Source organism: Thermodesulfobium sp. (genome assembly GCF_053498235.1).
This window is the reverse complement of sequence record NZ_JBRCUV010000047.1, coordinates 1-19848: the sequence shown is the minus strand read 5'-3', so window position 1 is coordinate 19848 and position 19848 is coordinate 1. Positions and strand designations below refer to the sequence as shown.

21 protein-coding genes are annotated in these 19848 nt (G+C 32.1%); 20 read left to right on the top strand and 1 reads right to left on the bottom strand.

The features are described 5' to 3' along the window. From ACWIUX_RS06615 to ACWIUX_RS06545, 15 genes are all read left to right on the top strand, one after another. The coding region (locus ACWIUX_RS06615; RefSeq protein ID WP_448589940.1) for a glutamate ligase domain-containing protein at positions 1 to 622 on the top strand (622 nt) is incomplete at its 5' end. Between the two features lie 27 nt (positions 623 to 649). Beyond that, positions 650 to 1591 (top strand): phospho-N-acetylmuramoyl-pentapeptide-transferase, encoded by a 942-nt coding sequence (gene mraY / locus ACWIUX_RS06610; protein ID WP_448589939.1) that lies wholly within the window; start codon positions 650 to 652, stop codon positions 1589 to 1591. Continuing rightward, positions 1582 to 2982: a UDP-N-acetylmuramoyl-L-alanine--D-glutamate ligase gene (gene murD / locus ACWIUX_RS06605; RefSeq protein WP_448589938.1), complete on the top strand. Its 1401-nt coding sequence runs from the start codon at positions 1582 to 1584 to the stop codon at positions 2980 to 2982. Before mraY ends, murD begins: the two co-directional genes overlap by 10 nt. Positions 2983 to 2984: 2 nt before the next feature. After that, complete coding sequence (locus ACWIUX_RS06600; protein ID WP_448589942.1) at positions 2985 to 4079, top strand: FtsW/RodA/SpoVE family cell cycle protein; 1095 nt, start codon at positions 2985 to 2987, stop codon at positions 4077 to 4079. After that, positions 4076 to 5182 (top strand): UDP-N-acetylglucosamine--N-acetylmuramyl-(pentapeptide) pyrophosphoryl-undecaprenol N-acetylglucosamine transferase, encoded by a 1107-nt coding sequence (locus ACWIUX_RS06595; RefSeq protein WP_448589937.1) that lies wholly within the window; start codon positions 4076 to 4078, stop codon positions 5180 to 5182. The genes ACWIUX_RS06600 and ACWIUX_RS06595 overlap by 4 nt, the downstream gene beginning before the upstream one ends. Further along, a complete protein-coding gene (gene murC, locus ACWIUX_RS06590) occupies positions 5158 to 6594 on the top strand; it encodes a UDP-N-acetylmuramate--L-alanine ligase (protein ID WP_448589936.1) in 1437 nt (478 codons plus the stop codon). Before ACWIUX_RS06595 ends, murC begins: the two co-directional genes overlap by 25 nt. Then, positions 6563 to 7450, top strand: coding sequence for a UDP-N-acetylmuramate dehydrogenase (gene murB, locus ACWIUX_RS06585; RefSeq protein WP_448589935.1), 888 nt, complete (start codon positions 6563 to 6565; stop codon positions 7448 to 7450). Before murC ends, murB begins: the two co-directional genes overlap by 32 nt. After that, positions 7447 to 8376, top strand: coding sequence for a D-alanine--D-alanine ligase family protein (locus ACWIUX_RS06580; protein WP_448589934.1), 930 nt, complete (start codon positions 7447 to 7449; stop codon positions 8374 to 8376). The genes murB and ACWIUX_RS06580 overlap by 4 nt, the downstream gene beginning before the upstream one ends. Further along, complete coding sequence (locus ACWIUX_RS06575) at positions 8351 to 9022, top strand: hypothetical protein (protein WP_448589933.1); 672 nt, start codon at positions 8351 to 8353, stop codon at positions 9020 to 9022. The genes ACWIUX_RS06580 and ACWIUX_RS06575 overlap by 26 nt, the downstream gene beginning before the upstream one ends. Further along, positions 9019 to 9783: a DUF881 domain-containing protein gene (locus ACWIUX_RS06570; protein WP_448589932.1), complete on the top strand. Its 765-nt coding sequence runs from the start codon at positions 9019 to 9021 to the stop codon at positions 9781 to 9783. Before ACWIUX_RS06575 ends, ACWIUX_RS06570 begins: the two co-directional genes overlap by 4 nt. Before the next feature lie 3 nt (positions 9784 to 9786). Beyond that, positions 9787 to 10134 (top strand): small basic family protein, encoded by a 348-nt coding sequence (locus ACWIUX_RS06565; RefSeq protein WP_448589931.1) that lies wholly within the window; start codon positions 9787 to 9789, stop codon positions 10132 to 10134. Further along, a complete protein-coding gene (locus ACWIUX_RS06560; RefSeq protein ID WP_448589930.1) occupies positions 10127 to 11278 on the top strand; it encodes a cell division FtsA domain-containing protein in 1152 nt (383 codons plus the stop codon). Before ACWIUX_RS06565 ends, ACWIUX_RS06560 begins: the two co-directional genes overlap by 8 nt. A 16-nt stretch (positions 11279 to 11294) precedes the next feature. Beyond that, the gene (gene ftsZ / locus ACWIUX_RS06555) at positions 11295 to 12377 is read left to right on the top strand and encodes a cell division protein FtsZ (protein WP_448589929.1); all 1083 of its coding nucleotides are present in this window, start codon (positions 11295 to 11297) and stop codon (positions 12375 to 12377) included. Between the two features lie 100 nt (positions 12378 to 12477). Then, the gene (locus ACWIUX_RS06550) at positions 12478 to 13413 is read left to right on the top strand and encodes a hypothetical protein (protein WP_448589928.1); all 936 of its coding nucleotides are present in this window, start codon (positions 12478 to 12480) and stop codon (positions 13411 to 13413) included. 26 nt (positions 13414 to 13439) lie between these two features. After that, entirely contained in the window at positions 13440 to 14624 is a 1185-nt protein-coding gene (locus ACWIUX_RS06545) for an LCP family protein (RefSeq protein ID WP_448589927.1), read from the top strand. Positions 14625 to 14645: 21 nt separating this feature from the next. On the opposite strand, the gene prfA is transcribed toward ACWIUX_RS06545, so the two are convergent. Next, positions 14646 to 15728, bottom strand: a complete 1083-nt coding sequence (gene prfA, locus ACWIUX_RS06540) for a peptide chain release factor 1 (protein ID WP_448589926.1) — start codon at positions 15726 to 15728, stop codon at positions 14646 to 14648. 82 nt (positions 15729 to 15810) lie between these two features. On the opposite strand from prfA, the gene ACWIUX_RS06535 reads away from it, so the two are divergent. The 5 genes from ACWIUX_RS06535 (at position 15811) to mreC (ending at position 19494) form a co-directional block, all read left to right on the top strand. Continuing rightward, positions 15811 to 16134 carry a DUF1292 domain-containing protein gene (locus ACWIUX_RS06535; RefSeq protein ID WP_448589925.1) on the top strand — a complete coding sequence of 108 codons (324 nt, stop codon included), beginning with the start codon at positions 15811 to 15813 and terminating at the stop codon, positions 16132 to 16134. Positions 16135 to 16205: 71 nt separating this feature from the next. Continuing rightward, a complete protein-coding gene (mltG, locus tag ACWIUX_RS06530) occupies positions 16206 to 17141 on the top strand; it encodes an endolytic transglycosylase MltG (RefSeq protein WP_448589924.1) in 936 nt (311 codons plus the stop codon). Positions 17142 to 17147: 6 nt separating this feature from the next. Then, positions 17148 to 17684: an SPOR domain-containing protein gene (locus ACWIUX_RS06525; protein WP_448589923.1), complete on the top strand. Its 537-nt coding sequence runs from the start codon at positions 17148 to 17150 to the stop codon at positions 17682 to 17684. A gap of 12 nt (positions 17685 to 17696) precedes the next feature. Next, the gene (locus ACWIUX_RS06520) at positions 17697 to 18710 is read left to right on the top strand and encodes a rod shape-determining protein (RefSeq protein WP_448589922.1); all 1014 of its coding nucleotides are present in this window, start codon (positions 17697 to 17699) and stop codon (positions 18708 to 18710) included. Next, complete coding sequence (mreC, locus tag ACWIUX_RS06515) at positions 18694 to 19494, top strand: rod shape-determining protein MreC (RefSeq protein WP_448589941.1); 801 nt, start codon at positions 18694 to 18696, stop codon at positions 19492 to 19494. Before ACWIUX_RS06520 ends, mreC begins: the two co-directional genes overlap by 17 nt. Positions 19495 to 19848 lie beyond the last annotated feature (354 nt).

Below are 19848 nucleotides of genomic sequence, written 5' to 3'. Positions count from 1 at the left end.
TGGCAATGATAAGGATTTATATATAAAATCTTATGAAATTTCTCTTAAAGGCTCTAAAATTTATGTATCTGGCAAATTCGGGGACTTTAATTTATTTGCTCCAAATATATTTTTTCCTCAATTTGAACCACTTATGGCATCTTTAGTAGTTTCAAGGTTCTTAGGTTTAAGTTGGAATGAAATAAATGAAAATTTGCAGAGTTATTGCCCATTACAGGGCAGATTTTCGATCAAAAAATTAAAAGATCAAATTATTATTGATGATTCTTATAATGCCACCTGTAGATCGTTTTTAAGTGGTTTGGATACAATTAAATATTTAGGTTTTATTGATAAGAGAAAAATTTTCGTGCTTGGAGATATGCTAGAGGTTGGAGTTAAATCTCAGGCTTTACACAATAAGGTGGTAAAAAAGCTAGAAGAATTAGATCCATTTCTCGTATATTTTGTTGGAACTGAATTTGTAAAATCAATTGACAGTAGCTCTAAATTAAGATTTAAGAATATTGATATCGATGCCGTAAAAGAGGACTTGGTTAAAATATTGGCTCCAGGTGATGTTGTATATATTAAGGGGTCAAATTCTACGAAGACTTGGAAAATTCTTGAATTGTGGAGTTAATTTTTAAATGGAGGTTATTTTCGCTGTATGATTGAACTCTTTTTTAGCTTTTTCACAGGGTTTTTAGCCTTTTCTATATGGGAAAGACATTTTAAGCAGTTTTTTGGACAAAGGATAAGGGAGGAAGGTCCTGAGTCTCACAAAATAAAAACTGGTACTCCCACTGCTGCTGGTATAATTTTTATACTTACGGTTGCCTTATTTTTGCCTTTTCTTGATTCAAGGATGTTTACAATTTTTCTTATTTCATTGCCATTTTTTATAATTGGTTTTTTGGACGATTTCCTTTCTATAAAAAAGGGCAAGAACGAGGGGTTAAAACCTCGACAAAAGATGATTTTAATTGTAATATTTTCTTTTGTAGCGGTATTTTTTCTTGCCCTTATTCTTAATTCTCAAATTTTTATGCAATTCCAAATATCTCCTACAATACAGTTTTATGTTCCCGGCATACTTTTGTGGCCTTTTTTAATTTTTGTTATTAGTGGTGCTACCAATGCAGTAAATCTGACTGATGGACTTGACGGTCTTGCTGCATTATGTTCTCTGTCCATACTTTTGGGTTATTTGTTTTTTTCTTACGTTGATGGAGATGTAGCATTATCCTTAATGCTTTTTTCGTTTATTGGAGTTCTACTTGCTTTTTTATGGTTCAACGTAAATCCTGCAAAGATATTTATGGGCGATGCTGGTTCGATTGGTATTGGTGCATTTTTAGCAATACTTGCTATTTTTACAAATAGAATTGTCTTTTTTGTTATTTCTTCTTTGCCCTTTATAATTGAAACCCTTTCAGTAATTATTCAGGTAGCTTACTACAAAAGGACAAAACAGAGGATATTCAAAATGAGTCCACTTCATCACCACTTTGAATTATCTAATGTAAAGGAGACGCATATTTCTATGAGATTTTTTATTGTTTCCATTTTGCTTACACTTTTTGCTGTGAGTATACAAATATGTTGCTAAATTGGGATAGAATATTTGAAAGAATTGGGTTTCCAAAAAAGATCGTTATAGTGGGGTATGGAAAAAGTGGATTTAGTATTGCAAAACTTATAAGCAAAGAACTGGCAAGCGTTGAGATAATTGTAACTGATAAGGATTGTTTGAAGTTTCCTGAAATCAGTGAAATAAATTACCTTTTGGGTGAACACAATCCAAAGATATTAAAAGATGCTTCATGGATAATTAAAAGTCCTGGAGTTCCATTAAATTTAGATTTCTTTAAGTTAGCAAGAGAAAAAGATATTCCAGTGATTGGGGATCTGGATTTAACGTTTGGACTCTTGCCTCCCGATGTAAATACTATAGGTGTAACTGGTACCAACGGAAAGACTACGATTACTGAATGGATAGGATATGGCTTCAAAATAGCAAATATGCCGCATTATATTGCTGGAAATGTAGGAACACCTCTTTCTGAGATTATTTATAACATAACTCCTGGTTCGAACTTAGTACTGGAATTAAGTTCTTATCAGATTGAGAATTCAATTTTTTTAAAACCTAGAATAGCGATGATTACAAATTTAACCTTAGATCATACTGATAGATATATAACTTTTGAGGATTACATTAACGCTAAAATTCATTTGTTTAAAAATCAAGAAAGTGGTTATTCCATCTACAACAAAGATGATCAAAACATTGTTAAAAATCTTAGAGATTTGAATTTAAAAACAAAGTTATTGAGCGTTTCAAAGAAAGAAGATTTTTCGATTGCTGGCGTCATTAATAGCGACATTGTTGTTAAAGATAACCAAAATTTAGTTAAAATTACTGATTTATCTAATATTTCAATTAAGGGTGAACATAATATCGAAAATGCCTTATTCGTGGCTAGCTCTCTTTATCTTTCTTCTGTAAAGCCTGAATACATAGAAAAAACTTTGTCTACCTTTTCTGGTGTGGAGCATAGACAAGAAAAATTTTACATTTGCAATGGAATAATTTGGATAAACGATTCTAAATCGACAAATCCTGAATCAACAATTGTTGCTTTGAAAACATGGGGAGAAAGTAAAAATTTAATATTGATTTTGGGTGGGAGAGATAAAAAAACTCCTTTAGATGAGCTTGTGAATTTGGCAAGTAAAACTTGTAAAGCAGTAATTCTCTTTGGAGAAGCTAAAAGTCGGTTTTATGAGTTTTTCAAAGATATCCAAAATGTTTTTGTGCTAGATATGTTCGATGAAGTTATAGACAAAGCATTTGAATTAGCTCAGCCAAAGGATATAGTTTTATTTTCTCCTGCATGTGCTAGCTTTGATATGTTTTCAAATTTTGAAGAAAGAGGAAGGATTTTTAAGAAGAAGGTCATAGAAAGGTATAAAATCAATAAGGAAATGATAGTGTGAAAATGAAAACCAAAAAACTCTTATTACTTTTGACCTTTGTACTGAGCTTAATTGGTACGCTTTTTACTGCTAGTTCTACTGCTCAGTTAGGAATTCAACTTTATTCGGATCCTTTAAGTTTTTTTAAACATGCTATCCTTTACTTTACTATAGGATGGCTTATTTTTTTTTCTATAATTAGGTTACCGTCAAGTTTTATCAAAAGGTATATAGATTTTCTGTTTTATTTGAGCTTAATTCTTTTAGTATTTACTCTTCTTCCTTTTTTTTCTCATAAAATTAATGGAGCTAGAAGATGGATTAATTTAGGTTTTATATCGTTTCAAACTTCTGAATTTGTAAAGTTTACATTAGGTTTAAAAATTGCAAAATCTGCTTCATTTTTTTTGGCTTTAAAAAATAATATTTCAGGTTTTGTAATAAATATATCTTTGTATCTTATTCCAATTAGTATTTTGATAGCTATGCAACCTGACTACGGAACAATGGCTTTAATTGTTGTTACAGTTTTTTTGTTTTTGCTTTTTATGGGTATTAATTTTAGATTTTGGTTAAGTATAACTAGTTTTGGACTTATAATTCTTTTGGTTGGAGCGCTTCTTGCTCCCTATAGATTTCAACGTATAGCATCAAATCTAGATCCTTGGGCTCATATGCAAACTAGCGGTTATCAAGTTGTTCAAGCGTTATATGGGATTGGTGATGGTGGTTTTTTTGGACAAGGGCTTGGTAGCGGAAAGCAAAAGTTAGGTTATCTTCCAGAGGCGCACACTGATTTTGTATATTCGGTTTTTTCAGAGGAAGTGGGTATGGTAGGTTCCGCTGCATTTTTGTTTGCCTTTTTAAACCTTGTTATTTTACTTTATAAAATGGCAAAGAAGGTTACAGATCCGTTTGACAAATCGTTTATTTTTTGGACCGCTACTATACTTGGTTTGCAATGTTTTTTAAACGTTTTTATGGTATTGAACATTATCCCAGTAGTGGGTGTACCTCTGCCATTTCTTAGTTACGGTGGAACTTCTGAGATAGTAAATCTTGTAATGATCGCATTATGCTATAGATTTTATTCTGATTTACCAAAAGGTTTGCAATGAGAATTTTAATTGTAACATCTGGCACTGGTGGGCACTTTTATCCTGCACTTTGTGTAGCAGAGAGAATAAAAAAGATACATCCTGATTCAAAGGTGTTTTTTTGGTCTCAAGGCCCTCTTCTTAGAAATACTGAAATAGAAGGGGTTGTAAAAAAGGATATACCTTCGTATCCATTTGTGGGGATGTCAAAAACTGTTCAATTTTTTGCAATTATAAAGACCTTTTTTCTATCTTTAAAATTTATTCCAGAAATTCTAAGACTAAATCCAGATTGCCTAATTGCATTTGGAGGTCACACAAGCGTTGCACCGTGTATGTCAGCTTATATGTTGGGCATAACTATATTGTCTCATGAGCAAAACTTTAGAGCAGGATTAACAAATTACTTAATTTCTCGTTTCGCTAAGTTTATAATGACCTCTTTCCCAGAAGCAGATCCAAGATTACCAGTTAATAAAGTTGTTTTTACTGGATTACCAATTAGAGACGATATTGGAAAAGTTAGTGTTGAAGAGGCAGAAAGAATTTTGGGATTTAAGAAATCAGAAAGAACTATATTATGTTTTGGCGGGAGTCAAGGTGCCCAAGCGATAAATGAAACAATATGGTCTCTATTGCCCAATCTTGACGAAAGATACTTATTAATACATATTACAGGAGAACAAACTGTTCCAAGATTAAAAGAAATAAAGTGCAGGTATATAAATTTTAAATACTTTAAAGAGATGTCTTTGTTGTACGCCTTAGCAGATTTGATTATTTCAAGAAGTGGCGCCTCTACTGTCTTTGAAATTATAAAAACAGGTAAAAGTGCAATTCTAATTCCTTATCCTGGCGCAATGTCTCATCAGAAATATAATGCTCTTTATCTTGAAAAACTAGGCCTTGGGAGAGTTGTATTTCAAAATACACTTTCTGAAAACTTACTATATAATATGATTAAAGAAATGTTTGATTTGAATTATAAAAATATTAATTTTAATCGTGATGAACTTTTAAGGCTTCAAAAGATTGATGCAACAAAAAATATTATTGATCTTGTTGAGAAAATTATAGAAAGGAAGATGATAAATTCTTTATGGAAAACATTGCGAAAAATTTGAAAAAGGTGTTTTTTATTGGAATTGGTGGGACGGGGATGAGTGCCTTAGCCTTATTTCTTCTTGAAGATGGAAAAGTTATTTCTGGATCTGATAAAAAAGAATCAAGGTCCCTTTTAAAACTGAAACAAAAGGGTGTGGACATATATATTGGTCATGATCCTGCCAACATAGCTGATGATGTTGACGTTGTTGTATATTCGGGAGCAATACCACCTGACAACTGTGAGCTTGTAAGCGCGAAGAAAAGGAATATTCCAGTGCTTTCAAGAGCCCAAATGTTATCAAAGATAATTGAGCAAAAATTCTCAGTTGCTGTAGCTGGAACTCATGGAAAAACAACTACAACTTCAATGATTAGTAAGATGCTTAATGATGCCGGACTTGATCCCTCTTTTCTAATCGGAGGAGAACTAAACGATTATGGTGCGAATGCAAGACATGGAAGTGGCCCTTATATAGTTATTGAGGCTGACGAAAGCGATGGTTCATTCTTAAATTACAATCCTAATATTGCTGTAATAACGAATATTGATTTTGACCATCCAAGTTTTTTTAAGGATTTAAAGATGGTTGAAGAATATTTTGAAAAATTTATGCGAGGGATAAGTAAAGATGGCAAATTAATAGTTTGCGGCGATCATATCATTAACAGAAAAGTTGCAGACAAGATAACAGATAAAGAGATAATCTTTTATGGATTTGGTAATGACAATCAAGTGCAATGTAAAAATGTAATACTAAGTGGTTTTGGCAGCTGTTATGACTTGTATATCTATGGTAAAAAAATAAGAGAAGTAACCTTAAATGTTCCTGGGATGCATAATGTGTTAAATTCTCTTGCAGCCTTTAGCGTTGCTAAAATAATTGGTCTTGATTTTGTCTCAGCGTGTGATTCTATAGCATCCTTTTCTGGTGTTAGAAGAAGATTCGAACTAAAATGCAAAGATCCATATATCATAGATGACTATGCCCATCACCCTGAGGAAATAAAAGCGGTTTTAAATACAGCTAGAAATATTTTTAAAAATAAAAATTTGGTTCTTATATTTCAACCGCATAGGTTTTCAAGAACTAAAAAATTTTTAAGTAGTTTTTGCAATGTATTAACACAAACAGATGTTTTAGTGCTTTTTGACATTTATCCTGCAGGTGAAAAAGTTTTGGATCCTCATTTGGGAAATAAATTGTTTGAGGAATGTAAAAGGAGAATGAAAGATAACGTCTTTTTTGTTTCTAAAGAATCAATCTACGAGCTTATTCAAGAAATACATAACGAAAGCAATATATATTTATTTATGGGTGCTGGTGATATTACAAAGATTTGTGATAAAGTAGTATCTATTTTTTTGGAAATTAAAAAGGATCAAAGTAAGCAAGTAAATGATTCGAATACTTCGGAATTTTCAACTTAAAAATCTTACAACTTTTGGAACTGGTGGGATAGGCAGGAAAGTCTACCTTCTTAAGAGTTGTGACTTGAATAAAGTCTTAAATGATGTTGATGATTTTGTGATACTAGGTAATGGTTCAAATATAATTTTTTCTGATGATTATTTTGATAAAAATATTTTGTGGGTTGTCCCTTTAAGTTCATATGAAGGTATTAGAATTATTTCTGATTTTTTAGAAGTTGATGCAAATGTATCTGTAAGTGCTTTATCATGGTGGTGCGTAAAAAATGGTATAAGTGGCTTTGAGTTTGCAGCAGGGGTTCCAGGAAGAATTGGAGCAAGTATAGTTGGTAATGCAGGTTGTTTTGGTTCAGATTTTTCAAAAAATTTAATAAAGGTTTTGGTGTTTGATAGTGCTAGCAAAAGTTTTTATGAAATAAACGCAAATGAGATACAATTTTCTTATAGAAAAAGTTCAATAAAAAACAAAGTTGTGTTGAAAGCTTATTTTAAAATAAACTTCGATAAACCCGATAATATTTTTATTAGAACATTAGACCTTTTAAGCAAAAAGAAAAAGTCTCAACCATTGGGCATTAGGACCTTTGGGAGCATTTTTAAGAATCCACCTGGTAATTGGGCTGGCAAATTACTTGATAGTTTAGGTTTTAAAGGCTATAGGATAGGTGGTATAAGGGTTTCTTATAAACATGCAAATTTTTTGGAAAATATTGGAGGGTCGAGCTCAGAGGCTGTAAGGTTAATAAAGTTAATGCAAAATATGGTCTTAGAAAACTTTAATATATTATTGGAACCAGAAGTTAGATTTTTAGGAAGATTTGAAGAATTACCAATTCTGTCAGGAGATGTTTCGTGAAAATTTTAATTTTATGTGGTGGAACTTCATCAGAAAAAGAAGTTTCTATATGGTCTGCAGAAAATGTATACCAGTCATTGGTTAATACTGAATATCAAGTTGAGATGGTGGACATAGCTAGGCTAACACCTTATGAACTGTGTCAGAAGATCCTGTGCAATAATTTTGATGTTGTTTTTCCAGTTTTACACGGAAAACCAGGAGAAGATGGTTCTATACAGGGTTTTTTAGATACTATAGGAGTAAAATATATTGGTTCCGGAGTTTTTTCTTGTGCTATAACAATGGATAAATACAGGTTTAAGTTAGTTTGTAAATCTTTAGGTTTTCCGCAACCTGATTTCGTTGCAATTAGATCTAAAGATGATGTTGATTTAGTTTTTGACTTTCTGAAATTAAAAGGATTTCCTTTGGTAGTAAAACCAAATTCACAAGGGTCAAGTGTAGGGGTATCTATTGTAGGAAGTAAAGATGAACTGGAAAGCGCTTTAGAAAGTGCTTTTAATTATGATCCAATTGTTTTAGTAGAAGAGTTTATACGTGGTAAAGAAATCACCTGCGGCATTATAGGAAATAGGGAACCAATTGCTCTTCCTCTTGTTGAAATACTGCCTAAAACAAAATTTTTTGATTATGAGTCAAAGTATAACCCCCTTTTATGCGATGAGATTGTCCCGGCCAGATTGAAAGAAAGCTTAAAAAATAGACTACAAGAACTTGCAATAAGTTCATATAAGGCTTTTGATTGCAGATCCTTCGGTAGAGTTGATATGTTTGTTGATAGTTATGAAAATATTTATCTTTCTGAAATAAATACTATTCCAGGTTTAACTGCTAATAGTCTTTTTACCAAGGAGGTTAAGGCAGCTGGATACACGTTCCCAGAAATCGTTAAACTTCTTGTCAAACAGGCATTGGAAGACTAACATTCTAATTTCCATAATACTTGTTTGTGTTCTGCTTTATCTTTTTTGGTTTTTCTTTTCGATAAATAGTTTCACTTCGTTAAAGGTTGAGGGTATACCAGATTATATAAGAGACAGAAGTTTTTATTTTTTACACAAAGAAAGATATAATATTTTAGGATATAAAGTTTTTCTTAGTAATTTAAAAAATCAATTTGATAACAGTGATTTTTATAAAATTAAGTCAATAAACCATACTAATTTAGGAAAGGTTGATGTAGTTTTCTATATTCCAGATTATCTAGTAAAAGCAACTTCAGATAATAATTTTTATGATTTGGAAGGAAACGTTGTTGCAAACGTTGATTTGAATGATAAAAAAATTATACATGTGAATAAAGTAATCAATAGTAAAGATTTTTTTAATAAGTTGCAAGGTGTTGTTTTTTATTCATTAAAGTATGGTTTTGTTCCAAGTTTTATTTTTTTTTATGATGATATTATAAAATTTAAAGATAGAAGCACGAGTATCTTCGAGTTCAACAATGATGAAAATTTTGATGAAAAATTTAAAGAAATTTTTGATTTTTTACAAAGGTTTAATAATAAAAAATGGCCTAAGGAGATAATTTTGTTAGATGAAAGAAGGCTTGTTATCAAGAAATGAGTAACGCTAATAAAACTCATTATTTTCAAGAAAAGGTTATTCATAGTATTCATCCGCCAAAAAGGTGGGAATTAATTTTAGGTATTATAGCCTTTACTTTAGGTTTTTTTATTGTAGTTCAATATAGAACTCAAAAGGACTTGTTTCATTTAATTCCTACAAGACAGGCAGAGGAGATGGCAAGTCTCTTGAAAGAGGCTGAAAACAAGAGACTTGATCTTGAAAGAGAACTTTTTGTTTCTAGACAAAAAATAATTGATCTTCAAAACAAACTTGAACAGGAAAAAAATAAAAATATTTCGATTGGTGAGGAAAGCAAAAAGATAGCACTTTTGGCAGGTTCTACTCCCGTTAAGGGGCCAGGGGTAATTGTTACAGTTAAGGATGCAAAAAATGGACAAGAAGGCAATGCCTCATTAGTTCATGATGAGGATCTTTTGAGAGTTGTAAATGAGCTAAGAGCTGGTGGAGCAGAAGCTATAGGCATCAACGATCAAAGACTTGTTGCAATTTCAGAAATAAGATGTGCTGGACCAGTTATACTGGTAAATGGAGTAAGACTTGCGCCCCCATTTGTAATAAAAGCAATAGGCTCTCCAGAAATGCTTTACAACTCTTTAACAATGAGTGGCGGTATTGTTGATTATTTGAGACTTTTAGGGATTAGGATTTCTGTTGAAAAGTCAGATTCTATATATATTCCAGCTTTTAGTGCGAATATCCAAATAAATTATGCAACTTTAATTAATAAAGGAGAATAAGGTATGTGGTTTATATTGTTATGTTTTGTGCTTGGAATGATTGCAGCATATTTTTTCCCTATCGAGATGCCTTTTGTTTATTCTAAATACATGGCAGTTGTTATTCTTGCTTTTGCTGACTCATTTTTCGGTGCATTCAAAAGTGGTTTGGAGGGAAAGTTTAGTGGGTGGCAAGCTATAACGGGTTTTTTTGGCAATGCAATTGTTGCAGCTGGTTTAACCTATGCAGGTGATTTGTTGGGCATTGATTTGTACATTGCAGCTGTAATACTGTTTGGTATAAGAATTTTTAATAATATAACCTCTATTAGACATCTCTTATTCATTCCGCCTTCATCTAAGTATGAATGATGTAAAGGAAAACAATATACTGGCCATTGACCTTGGTAGCAATTCTATAAGAATTGCTATTGGGAAAGATCTTTTGTCGGGCAAGTCAATTACTCAATTTTTATCATTGCCATCATATGGTATTAAAAATGGTACTATTTATGACTTTGAGCAAGTAAGAGCGATTTTAAATGCAGGATTGAAATCAATTTATCAAAAAGAGGGATCTAATTTTAAAGAAAGATGTATATTGAATCTTTCAGGAAAGGTTTACTTCTCGAAGAATATAAAAGTTGAACAAAAGTTTTCTAAAGAAACTCAGATTAGAACAAAGACTATAAATGACTTGTTTTTAAGTATACCTGAAGAAGACGATTATATTCCTGTACATATTTGCAAAAAATCTTTCTTGGTTGACAACTCTTTTGAGACTTTAAATCCTTCTGGGATGTTTTGTAAATCGTTACAAGCAAATTTTCATGTTATTTACATGCTCACAACTTATTATAAAACACTTAAAGAATTGTTTAATTCTTTATATTTGGATTTAGTAGATATTTTACCTAGTTCTATTGCAAGCGCAAATGCAATTTTAAAGGAAAATGATTTTCAAATTTCTAAATTTCTTGTAGTTGATATTGGAGCTTTAACTACTGATTTTGTTTTATACTCTTCAGGGACTCCAGAATTTACTTCATCAGTTATATTAGGATCAGAAAATATTACAAGGGATATATCATTTGGACTTAAAATAAAACGAGATGAAGCAGAAAAATTAAAGATTGACTTTTCTGAATCAAACGATGAAGATGATTTTAGAAAGTTTTTAAAGAATATTATTTATTCTAGATCAGAAGATATTGTTTTATATATTTATGATAAACTAAAAGGTATTTCTGACAATATGCTTCCTTTGAGAATATATCTTACAGGTCAAGGAGTTAAACTCATTGTATTTAAGAAATTATTTGAAGAAATTTTTGATTGTCCAGTTGAAATTAGAAGACCTCTTCCTCTCTATATGAATGAGAAGAGAGATTATGAGCATTCGACTGTTTTGGGTTTGATTTATTATGCTTTAAATAATACAATATTGTCTAATAATTATGATGATAAGAATATAATAAGAAAGTTATGTAAAGTTATTTTCAAAAGAGGAAGCTAAATGGGAGGTTTATTATATGTATGATGAAAAGATAGGTCCCTCTATTAAGGTTTTGGGAATAGGAGGAGCAGGTGGGAATGCTATAAACAGGATGATTGAGGCAGGTCTTTCTTCTGTTGAGTTTTGGGCAATTAATACTGATGTTCAGGCTCTTAGCCTATCTAGGGCTGATCAAAAATTACAAATAGGTCCTAAAGCCACAAAGGGTTTGGGTGCAGGGGCCAATCCAGATCTTGGAAGAGAGGCTGCTGAAGAGAGTGAAGATGATTTAAGAAGTATTTTAGAAGGTGCTGATATGGCCTTTATAACGGCAGGTTTAGGTGGTGGCACTGGCACTGGTGCTGCACCATATATAGCTAGTATTGCAAAAGAATTAGGAATTTTAACGGTAGCTGTTCTTACTTTTCCATTTAAGTTTGAGGGACCAAAAAGAAAGAAAAATGCAGACCAAGGTCTAGAAGAGCTTAAAAAAATCGTTGATTCATATATTGTAATTGATAATCAAAGACTACTAACTTTTGCAGATTCAAAGCTTTCTTTTTTAGAAGCTTTTAGGTTAGCGGATGATGTATTAAGACAGGGTGTACAGGGAATTTCCGATCTTGTAACTGTTCCAGGCATTATAAATCTAGACTTTGCTGATTTAAAGTCAGTTCTTACCAATAGTGGAAATACTATTATGGGTGTTGGGTATGGTCAAGATGAGATGAGGGCTATTGATGCTGTAAGAAGCGCTGTAGATTCACCTCTTCTAACAATACCTGTAAAAGGAGCAACAAATATTATCATGAACGTGACTGGTGGATATGATTTAACACTTCTTGAAATAAACGAGGCCGCAGATGAACTTAGTTCCTTAACTTCTGAGAATGCTAACCTGTTATTTGGAGCGGTAATCAACCCAGAAATGGAAAATTCTATAAGAATTACTATTATTGCAACTGGTTTTTCTGACACGGTGAGCGATATACCTTTAAAGAAAAAAGTAGATTCAAGTTTTCCGTCTTCTTCAAAAAAGCGTTTATTTGATGACACGGTTAATTTTGGATTTGACGATCTACCAAGCTTTTTAAGAAAAGAATTTGAAAAAGAAGAATAATAATTTCCCTTAATTTTATTTTAATTTGGTCTGAATATAATTAAGTATGTTTAAAAACCTTTGTATACTAATCTTTTTGTTTCTTTTTTTAAGCGTTATCTTGTGTGAAAATTCACTTGCAGATAACCTTAATTATATTAAGTTAACCCCTGAAGGGAGTGTACTTTCATTTGGTTCTTCTGTAGAAAAAGGGATAAATTTTTTCCCTTTTAATCCTGCTTCTATAGCTTCTAGTAGAGGGTTGCAGTTATTAATGACACATTCTCTTCGACATTTTCCAGGGCGAATAAAGAATCTTGATCAACTTGATGCTGATGTCTATGGATTTAGTTTTCCCTTTGAAGCTGGTAAAACTAATTTTGGCTATCTTTGGATGACACCCCATGAAACTGGCTTTGATTGGTGCACACAAAATTCTTCAGATGAGAATGGTAAAATACCAAGAAGAACTCTTAAAGGTGGACTTTTTGAAATAGGGATTGCTCATAGAAATGACATATCAAATGTAGGTTTTTCATTGGCAAAGGGAGATTTTTGGTTGAAGGATGACAGAACTGGTAAAACTATATATATTCATAAATTTTTAATGTTGCAACCTGGATATATGTGGGAAAGTTCTACCGATAGGTTTAAATACGGCGTTACTCCCTCCTTCGCAACGGAAACGCTTAAAGACGATTCTGGCACACATACCAAAAAAACTCTTAACTTACAATTTTCATGGGGATATAGGCTTGATAGCAGAAGTGATGCTATAATTTCGTCTGATGTATCTATATCCTTAAATGATGGAAAATTGAAAATTAGTGTAAAACCCATTACTGGAGTAGGTTATAGGACTTTTGCGCTTAGCAAAAAAAATTTGCTTTTAGAAGTAGGATATCATGATGGTGCAATTCATTATGATGCTGGAATTAAAACGGGTTCTATGATATTAGATTATGCTACTTTAAAAAATTCATTGGGTATGATAACTGGCCAGAATGTGCAATTATTTAAGGATGTACATCTGGCATCTATAACTTTTAAATTTTAACTTTATTTTATTGTGAGGACTACGATATGGATAAAAATTTTGACAGTTTGAATAGTGAAATACCAAAGAGAACTTTGAGAAAACGAAGGAATTCCTCGAGACAAAGGATTATGATATTACTTGGGATATTATTCATCTTATCAGGTCTTTTGGGTTTTGTTTTCGGAATGTTTACACCTACAAAAAATATTGGAGATATTCTTAGTCCTAACTTTATGGCACAGCCTGCAAAAGGCCAACTTAATTTGGTTTTGTTTGGTATAGACGATGTAGACGAAACTCATAGAACTGATACTATTCTTTGGTTAAATGTTAATACAAACGATAAAACTATAACTTTGATGTCAGTACCTAGAGATACTCTTGTACCAATTCCTGAACATGGTTATGATAAGATCAATGCGGCTTATGCTTACGGTGGAACACAGTTGGCTATAGAGACGCTTACAAATTTTATTGGAATTAAGCCTGATAAATACGTTGTTTTAGGGTATAAGGGTTTTGAAAAGATTATTGACGCTATCGGAGGAGTAGACATTAACGTTGATAAGAGAATGTATTATGTTGATCACTACGCTAATTTTACGATCGATCTTAAACCCGGAATGCAGCATTTGAATGGACTCCAATCTTTAGAATACGTTAGGTTCAGACACGATGCCCTAGGAGATTTTGGAAGAATGAGAAGGCAGCAAGAATTTCTTCTTGCAGTAAAAAATCAGCTTTTTTCAAGTCCAGCAATGATAGCAAAAATACCTGATATTATAAAAGTTGTTTTAGATAACGTGCAAACTGATATGTCCTTTAATGATGCTTTAAGTTGGGCTCTTGCAGTAAAGGATATAGTGAATCAACCAAATTTTCAAATTAAAAGAGTTTTTCTAGATGAGGGTATGGTACCTAAGTATGCTTATGGGGTTGATTACTTATGGCCTACTCAGAAGGTTATTTCGATTATAAAAAGTAACTTTCCAGATGCGACTCCAAATGTTCCCCTTACGTTTCCTTTTCCAGAAGATAACGCTGGCTATAACAGTGTAAATACCGTTATTCAAAAGCCGTCTCAAAATCAAACTGCACCTGAATCTAAGAATAAGACTCCTATAAAGCCTGAAAATAAGACAAATTCAAACAATGCGAATAATAAAGCTAACGAAACTCAAACAACACCGCCAGCGAAGGGTAATACCTTTAATCTTCCCCAAAGGTAAAGATTAATTAGTAATTACTAATTACACGGATAAAAGTTCTAATTTTTTCATATTTTCTGCAGCAATAAGTGCATCTATTATCTCATCTAAATCACCATCTAAAACTTCATTTAATCTGTATAAAGTTAAATTTATTCTGTGATCGGTTACTCTACCCTGTGGGAAATTATAGGTTCTAATTTTTTCACTTCTGTCTCCTGAGCCTACTTGCACCTTTCTTGTCATTGCCATTTCTTTTTCTGATGCAATTCTTTTTTCCTCAAGAAGCTTTGCGGCAAGAATCCTTAATGCCTTTTCTTTATTTTGGAACTGAGAACGCTCGTCTTGACATGAAACGACTATTCCAGTTGGCAAATGGGTAATCCTTACTGCTGAATCGGTTTTGTTTACGTGTTGTCCACCTGCTCCACCAGCACGGAAGGTATCGATTTTTAAATCCTTTTCGTCAATCGAGATATCAATCTCATCAGGTTCTGGTAAAACAGCAACGGTTGCAGTAGAGGTATGTATTCTACCACCAGATTCTGTTTCTGGTACTCTTTGAACTCTATGAGTTCCACTCTCAAACTTTAGACGGCTATATATCTTTTTGCCCTTTATCGATATTATTGCCTCTTTTATACCGCCTATCCCCGTTTCGTTGATTGATAAGATTTCTGTTTTTGCATTTTTTCGTTCTGCGTATCTAATGTACATCCTCAGTAGTTCTGAAGCAAAGAGCGCTGCCTCTTCCCCGCCTGCTCCAGCTCTAATTTCAAGTATTATATTTTTTTCATCAAGGGGATTTTTAGGCAAAATTGCATTTAATAGCTTTAACTCTAATGTTTCAATCTTTTTTTCTACAACCTGAAATTCCTCTTCTGCTAGAGCTTTTATTTCTTCATCTGTACTACTTTTTAATTCTTTTAGATCGGTTAAATAATTTTTAAGTTTATTTAGTTCTTCATAATTTTTTACGACATCTTCTAACTCTGATTTTTCTTGAGAAAGCGAAATAAGCTTGGCTGGATCATTTATTGTTTCTAAATTGGCTAAAAGTTCGTTAATTTCATTATAGCGATTAATTAGCTTAATTATGTTGTTTTCAAATAATTTGAATTCCAAAACCTCTAACCTCCATAACAATTGATATATTTTAGTTAAAATGATAACATATAGTTTTGATATTATTGAAATGAGGTGAATCGTGGAAGAAGATAGAGAGTTTGATGAATTGGAAATCTTTGAAATTGAAGAAGAAGGGGTTAAAAAGCAATACGAACTGCTAGATAAGTTTGAGTTAGATGATAAACTCTATTTTGTTCTTACTCCTTACTTTGAAGAAGAAGTTGATAGCGACTATGTTCCTGAAATATCAATTTTTAGGCAAGAAAATGATGACTTTTTGACTCCTGTAGTAATATTTGGCACTGAAGATACAAAGGTAGACGAGTCCCTAACAGATGAAGAATTTGACAAAATATATCAATATTTAAAAGAAAGTTTCGACTTCGAAGATATATCTGAATAATTTATTTTAAACTAGTTATGCAATTTAAAAGAACTTTATCTCGCTGGAAGAGATGGAGTGTTTATTTTGTTTTGTTTGTATTTTTTTTAATAATTGTTAATTTTCCATATGTATTATTCTATAGATTATCAAAACCTGTAGAGTTTCATGTATATGAAGGGGAATCATCAGGTATTGTTTTACAAAAACTTTATAAAGTTTATAATACAACTCCATCGCTTTTTGTTGATTTGTACTATAGGTTGAAAAATTTTGATCCAAAACCTGGTAACTATAATTTAAGTGGAAGCTTTTTGGATTCTATCTGTGCTATTCAAAAGGGTCCAGATAATATTATAAAAGTTACCTTTCCTGAAGGGTTGAGAATTAAAGATATGTCTTTAATTTTAAAGAACGACGGTTATAAAAAATATAAAGAATATGAGAGCATTGCTTATAATGATTTAAAATTCTTTTCAAAGAAATATACCTTTTTACAAAATATTAATTCTAATTCTTTGGAGGGTTTCTTGTTTCCAGATACTTATTTTATAAACAAAGATGCTTCGCCTTATGAAATTATTGACATGCAACTTGACGATTTTGAAAAAAGAGTTTGGCCGCTTATTAAAGAGAGAAAGGATTATTATGATGTGCTTAAGCTTGCATCTTTGGTAGAAGGTGAGGCAAAAGTTGATAGAGAAAGGCCGATTATAGCTTCTGTTTTTTTAAACAGGCTAAAAATTAATATGCCTTTAGAATCTTGTGCAAGCGTTGAGTATTTTCTTCCTACTCATAAGGATGTCCTTTCTTATGCTGATACGAGGATTGAATCGCCTTATAATACTTATTTGCATTATGGCTTGCCTCCAACACCTATTAACAGTCCTTCCATAAAATCAATCGAAGCTGCATTACACCCTGCTAATACTAAATATCTATATTTTGTAGCAAAAGGGGACGGAACTCACTTCTTTTGTCGTACCTATGAAGAGCAACAAGCCTTTATAAAAAGTCATGGAGGGTGATGCTTTGTGAAAAATAAAATCTTTTATTTTTTGATAATTTTGTTTGCTTGTTTACTATCTTTTTTTGGTTTTTACTTAGTGGGAAAGGGTGTTAATTTCTTATTTTTTAATAAACCACATACACAAATTACTGCTACTAAAGAGAATAAAGAAGCAGGAACTAAATCCCTAACACAAGAAGAAAATCTTAGTTCTAATATAAATTCGCAACAAAAAGGTTATAATAGTGAATCTGAAACGAATAAAAATTCCAAACCTATAACAGAAAGCAATGAAGGCAATTTTAGTAATTCAACACCTAGTAACACTAAAAGCTTAAGTAACTTACTTTACAAAGTGAGAGTAGGCCCATTTGATGACGAGCAGGATAGTGTAAACATTAAGAAAGATTTGTTCAAATTGGGTTATTCAAGTATACTTTTAAAAGCTAACGGGAGCTATTGGTTACAAATAGCGGCTGTTACCAAAAAGGAAGATGCCTTGAATCTTGTTAAGGATCTTAAAATGAAGGGTATAAATGCAAAAATTATTAGTGAACAATAAGGAGGAAAAAAGTTGTTTGGATTTATCAAGTTGTTCAACGATATTGGTATTGATCTAGGCACTGCGAATACTGTTGTTTATGTTCGTGGGAAGGGAATTGTAACACAAGAGCCATCTGTAGTTGCCTATAATCTTGAAAAAAAGCAGGCTGTTGCAGTAGGTGTTGAAGCAAAAAATATGCTTGGTAGAACACCGTCTAATATAATAGCAATTAGGCCATTAAAAGATGGCGTAATTGCAGATTTTGAGATTACTGAGATGATGCTTAAATATTTTATACAAAAGACGCTTTCCAAGGGTGTATTTAAACCAAGAATTGTTGTGGGCATTCCATCGGGCATTACTGGAGTTGAAAGAAGGGCTGTAATAGAGGCTTCCCAAAGAGCTGGAGCAAGAGAGGCATATATTATAGAAGAACCAATGGCTGCTGCAATTGGAGCAGGATTACCAATTGACGAGCCAAAGGGGTGTTTGATTATTGATATAGGAGGAGGGACTACGGAAGTAGCAGTTATCTCTTTGGGGGGTATGGTTGTTGCCAAGAGTTTAAGGGTTGCAGGTGATGAGTTGGATGATGTAATTATGGAGTATTGCAAAAAGGAATACAATCTTCTTATCGGCGAGAGAACTGCAGAGGATATAAAAATTAACATTGGTTCTGCTTATCCTTTGAAGGAAGAAAAGAGCATGGAAGTTAGGGGAAGAGATTTAATTACTGGATTGCCAAAGAGCTTAAATTTAACTTCAGTTGAAATTAGAAAAGTTTTGAATCCTATTGTAGATCAGATAACTGAAACAATAAGATTGACTGCAGAACAGACTCCACCTGAGCTAGCATCGGATATTATGGAAAGAGGCGCAATGCTAGCAGGGGGAGGCGCATTGCTGAAAGGGTTGGACAAATATATTTCAGAAAAACTTAAAATCCCTGTTTATTTAGCCGAAAATCCTTTACTTTCAGTTGCTGAGGGAATTGGAAAAGTTTTGGAAGATTTAGATAGATTTGGCTATGTTTTTAAGAGCTAAAAAAAAAATAATTTTTTTGGTTCTTATTTTTGGTTTTGTCCTATTTTTTTTGAATTATAAGTTTAATATTTATAATAAAATTGGTTTTTTTGCCTTATCGCCAGCGTACATTATTAGTAATTGGGTAACGGGTCTTGAAAGTTTTTCAAGTAATTTAATTAATATAGTTAACGATAACGCTAGTCTTAATAAGGAAATAGAAAGTTTAAAAAAACAAAATGAAGAATTAAGATTATCTTATGCCTTGTTGTTAAAGGATGTCCAAAGTTTATATGAAGAAAAGGCTTTTCAGAATTTTAAAGCCCAAAATCCCAAATTCAAACTTTTAAAGGCTTTGGTATTATATAGGCTTGAACCATTTTATCAAGATTTAATAATTAATGTAGGTTCTAGCGATGGAGTAAAGATAGGAATGCCTGTTATTTCTGATGGTTGTATTATTGGATTAATTTCTAATGTTGCACCAAATTATTCAAAAGTTTCATACATAGGCGATAAATCTGTTAAAATTCCGGTAAAGCTAAATGGTTCTAATTTATATGGGATTTTAGAGGGAACTGGTTCTGAAGAGTTGATACTCAACGTGCCAAGTGTTTTTGCTGCTATTCATCCTCTCGAGATTTTGGTTACAGCAAGTGTCCCATCATCGCTTCTGCCTCCAAATATTCCAGTTGCCAAAATTATGACTTTGCGCGAAGTTGGCAGCTTGAACACGGTATTTACAGCTATACCTATAAAGCAAATTCAAACGGTGAATGAAGTATGGGTTTATCTTGGAAGTTAAGCTTTATATTTTGCTTATTTTTTTACTTAATCCAAATTTTGTATTTAGTATTTATAAATTTTTTCGGTTTTGCAAGTGTTATTTTAACGCTTACGCCAGCTATTTTATATGCTTTGTATTGCAACTTTAATTTTTCTAAAAGTATCTTGTTTCCACTAGTATTTTTCTCTTTTTTTGATGATTTGAGATTGGGAATTTACTTGGGGACAAATCTTATTTTATATTTAATTATAATTTTGTTTATAAAATTGTATTTAGAAAAGAATTTTAGCTGGAGTAAGAATTTAATACTTATTTTTTCACTTGTAGGTTATTATTTACTTTTGTATGTTGTTATCTCTAGTGTTGTTAATG